The organism is uncultured Negativicoccus sp. (genome assembly GCF_902480485.1).
In the GTDB taxonomy this organism is placed as follows: Bacteria; Bacillota; Negativicutes; order Veillonellales; family Negativicoccaceae; genus Negativicoccus; species Negativicoccus succinicivorans.
The window spans coordinates 1-4,477 of record NZ_CABSTC010000078.1; the positions used below are offsets into that span (position 1 = coordinate 1).

Below are 4,477 nucleotides of genomic sequence, written 5' to 3' on the forward strand. Positions count from 1 at the left end.
TTTCTCTTCGCCATGCAGTAATCGCCCGATATTGGCACGATGTTGAAAAATGATAGCAATGACGCCCAAAGTCGCAAAAATCAAAAATGCCGACGGAGCCTGCCACCACCATAAAAGGATCGGTACGGTCAACGCTGCGACAATAGACGCCAAGGATACTAACCGTGTCGTAAAGACCAAGGTCACCCAAACGGCAGCCGCCGCAACGGCTACCGGTAGCGACAGGCAACACATGACCCCAAAGCCGGTCGCCACGCCGCGGCCGCCGCGAAATCCCAAAAACACTGAAAAGCAATGACCGACAATCGCCGCTGCCGCACAAAGCGCAAGCAGTATCGGATCGTTTCCGCCTAACGATGTCGCCGCTACGCCCTTCAGAAAATCCGCGGCAAAAACGGCAATCCCCATACGCGCTCCCAAAGTGCGATAAGCGTTGGTTGCACCGATATTACGACTGCCGTGCCGGCGTAGGTCGGTACCGCAAAGCAGCTTACCGAGCCACAAACCGCTGGGAATCGACCCCAGCAAATATGCTCCCATAACGCAAAGCAAATAATTAATCACTCATCATCACCATCGCGTTTACCGCGTAAAACCAATCGAATCGGCGTACCTTCAAACCCGAACGATTCACGCAAACGATTTTCCAAAAATCGCACGTACGAAAAATGGACGTATTGCGCGTAGTTACAGAAAAGCACAAAGGTCGGCGGTTTAACTCCCACCTGTGTCATATAGTACAGCTTGATTTCCTTACCATACTTCATCGGCGGCGGATTCATCAATTTTGCGTCCGTTAAAACTTCATTCAGAACCCCGGTCGAAACGCGGCGCGTTTGCTGTTCCGAAACGAATTGAATCAGCTCTCCCAGACGATGAATTCGTTGTTTGGTAAGAGCCGAAACATACACAATTGGTGCATATTGTAAAAAGGCCAATTCACGCCGAATATCTTCCGCATATGTTTCGGTAGACTTGCTGTCTTTTTCGATCAAGTCCCATTTATTAACAAGAATGATTATGCCTTTGCCGGCTTCATGCGCGTAGCCCGCAATTTTGGTGTCTTGCTCAGTGACCCCTTGGGTCGCATCCAAAGCCAGTACGACCACGTCGGCACGATCGATCGAACGCAGCGAACGAATGACGCTGTAATGCTCCACCGGCAAATCAATTTTTGCCTTACGACGCATTCCCGCGGTATCAATAAGCACAAATTCCTCGCCATGGTATTTCCAATGCGTATCAATCGAATCTCGTGTCGTGCCGGGTACATCACTCACCAGCACACGTTCTTCGCCGAGAAGCGCATTGGTAAGAGAAGATTTGCCGACATTCGGACGACCGACCAGCGCCACATGCACAAGTTCATCTTCATGCGGATCGATTTCGCGCTGCGGAAAATGCTTCACCACATCATCCAACAAATCTCCCAATCCCAGCAGATTGGAAGCGGAAATCGCATGCGGATCCCCCAGTCCCAAAGAATAAAATTCATAGACATTCATTTCCTGCGCGGGACTGTCAATTTTATTGACCGCAAGCACTACCGGTTTACCGGCATCTCGTAGTAGATGGGCGACCTGTTCATCATCCGCCGTGACACCAACGCGCCCGTCACAGACGAGTACGATCACGTCGGCCTCCAAAATCGCAAGTTGGGTCTGCGCTTTGGTGCCAACGCTGATATGGTCTTCTTTCGGCACCAAAAACTCAATACCGCCCGTATCAATCAAAGTAAACTTTGTGCCGAGCCACTCTGCATCAAAATAAATGCGATCGCGAGTGACACCGGGAACATCTTCCACGATGGAAATACGTTTGTTAATGATCGCGTTGAATAATGTCGACTTGCCGACATTTGGCCGTCCGACCACCGCCACTAACGGTTTATCCATAGCTTACTCCTTCAATAAAAAATACGGGGAAACAGCGAACCGTCCCCCGCATTTTTGCTTTTTTCTTTGCCTCGCTGACGGTTTTATTCTTCGTCAGACGTCGCGTCCGCCGTAACCTCTTCGGCTTCAGCAACATCTTGCACCGGAGCTTCATCCGTCGGCATTTCTTCCGTCGCACCTTCCGCATGCTCCTGTACCTGGATCAGGCTGAAGCTGATGCGTTTGCGGGATTTATTAATGCCGATGATCTGCACTTCGACCATATCGCCGTCCGCTAATACATCGCCCACTTTTTTGCTGCGATCTTTGGTAATTTCGCTGATGTGCAGCAAACCGGTCAAGCCGTCGGTCAATTCCACAATCGCGCCGAAATCAATCAATTTTACGACTTTCCCGACAACGGTATCACCGACTGCATAATTTTGGATGTCATCCATCCACGGATCCGGCAAGGTATCTTTGCGGCTGAAAGAAATACGCTGTTTTTCCGGATCAAACGATTTGATGATAACGTCCACTTCCTGGTTCGGTTCCAAAACGTCTTCGACTTTGTCGATTTTGTTCCAGGCTACATCGGAAATATGCAACAAACCTTCAATACCGTTAACGTCAATAAACGCGCCGTACGGCATGATTTTTTTCACGATACCGGTAAGTTGCGTGCCCTGTTCGTACGCTTCTTTCATGTTTTCCATTTCCGTTTCGCGATGAACTTCGAGCATCGCTTTACGGCTCAAAACCAAACGGTTTTTCAAACGGTCCACTTCCAGTACTTTCGCCTGGAATGTTGTACCGACGAGGAACGAGAGCGAGCGTACGAAACGCAGATCTCCCTGGGAAAGCGGAATAAAACCGCGTAACGATTTAATCTGGACGAGAAGGCCTGCTTTAATCGCTTCAATACCTTCGACTTCTACAGGTTCATCGTTAGCCAATGCCTGTTCGACGATATCCCAGTCCGCCAAACGATCCAATTTGATTTTGGAGATGTAGATCGTACCATCTTCTTTCACCGCATTGGTGATTTGCGCTTTGACTGTATCGCCGACCGCCAGTACATCCTTCATGGATTCCGGAGCCGGAAATGAATATTCACGCGCTTGGAGCACCGCTTCCGTTTTGTAACCAAACGAAACGTACGCTTCTTCATCGGTCAGATCAACGACCGTGCCTTCTACGATGCTTCCTTTGTGAAAATCATAATTCATGTCCATCTCTTCAAAAGTTGTTTTCATATCATCCATTGCCAACAATACCTCCTCGATTATCCAGTCCGGTGTGGATGCACCGGCTGTGATGCCAACCGTCCAATCACTTTGAAACCATGACGAGCGTAATTCTGCAGCCGTTTCAATATGGTATGCCGGGGTGCCATTTGCTTTGGCAAGTTCGTACAGACGGCGTGTATTACCGCTGTGTCGGCCACCAATGACTACGATTACGTCCGCTATCTTTGCCAACTCCGCTACCGCATTCTGCCGCTCCGCCGTGACATTGCAAATCGTGCGATGGACATCTACATGATCCACTTTGTCTTTGACGAGAGCAAGCATCTCTTGGAAGAGGGCCTGCGAAAACGTAGTTTGCGATACAACGCTTGCTTCAGAGAGGTGCGGCAAGTTGGCTAAATCGGCGGGCGTTTCCGCAACGATAGCGCGATCCATTGCCCATTCGGCAATGCTTTTGACTTCCGGATGATTTTTTTCTCCGAAAATAATTACCGTCTTACCTTCATTCACTAAGCGATTGGCTTCTTTTTGTGCCCGTACAACGTACGGACAGGTCGCATCGATAATCTTTAAATTTTTTTCATTAGCTCTATTATAACACGCCGGGCCCACTCCGTGAGAACGAATAATTACCGTTTCTCCAGGGACGTCTTCGAGCGATTCGACATAGTCGATCCCTTTGGAACGTAGTCCTTCCACCACCTGATTGTTGTGAATGATCGGCCCCAGCGTGACCGCGTCAGTCCCTGTTTTACTTAGGTCTTCCGCGATTTGCATGGCGCGTTTTACACCATAGCAAAAGCCCAGTTTTTTCGCCACAATAATCTTCATATCTCAACCTTTATACATTTCATAAAGCTTTTCTATTCTTTCTCTAATCAAATTATTAACTTCTGTAATTTTTTCGGGAGTCGATTTGTCTTTTTCCACCATAACCGGCTCGCCAATGGCCACCACCGGTACCGATTTGCTCCACGGGTGCATGGTATGAATCGCAGCCACGGGAACGATCGGCACACCAAGACGTAACGCCAGCGATGCCATCCCGGTGTGGAAAGGGCCCAAACCTTCATGCCGAATTCTCGTTCCTTCGGGAAAAATTCCGAGCAACTCACCGCGCCGAATAATCGCAAATGATTGTCGCATCGCCGCGCGATCCACTTTGCCGCGATGCAAAGGAACCATTTCCAAAACATTTAAAAATTGACGCAGGAAAAAATTGCGAAACAATTCTTCTTTTGCCAAAAAATACACTTGCCTCGGCATGGCCGCAAAAACGAGCGGCGGATCCCAGTTGCTTTAACTGTCGAGATCGGAAGAGCGGTTCAGCAGGAATGCCGAGACCGATCTCGT

Annotated in this window: 3 protein-coding genes and 1 pseudogene; all 4 read right to left on the reverse strand. The window is 49.1% G+C overall.

Going from position 1 to position 4,477, the window contains the following annotated elements; translation table 11 throughout:
* The coding region (gene plsY / locus RDN69_RS05880) for a glycerol-3-phosphate 1-O-acyltransferase PlsY (RefSeq protein ID WP_288218367.1) at window positions 1–564 on the reverse strand (564 nt) is incomplete at its 3' end.
* Window positions 561–1,895: a ribosome biogenesis GTPase Der gene (gene der, locus RDN69_RS05885; protein WP_288218368.1), complete on the reverse strand. Its 1,335-nt coding sequence runs from the start codon at window positions 1,893–1,895 to the stop codon at window positions 561–563. The genes plsY and der, both read right to left, overlap by 4 nt.
* Window positions 1,896–1,978: 83 nt before the next feature.
* Window positions 1,979–3,955 (reverse strand): bifunctional 4-hydroxy-3-methylbut-2-enyl diphosphate reductase/30S ribosomal protein S1, encoded by a 1,977-nt coding sequence (locus tag RDN69_RS05890; protein ID WP_288218369.1) that lies wholly within the window; start codon window positions 3,953–3,955, stop codon window positions 1,979–1,981.
* A 3-nt stretch (window positions 3,956–3,958) separates the two neighbouring features.
* Window positions 3,959–4,411 (reverse strand): annotated as a pseudogene (locus tag RDN69_RS05895) (lysophospholipid acyltransferase family protein); the annotation flags it as partial.
* Window positions 4,412–4,477 lie beyond the last annotated feature (66 nt).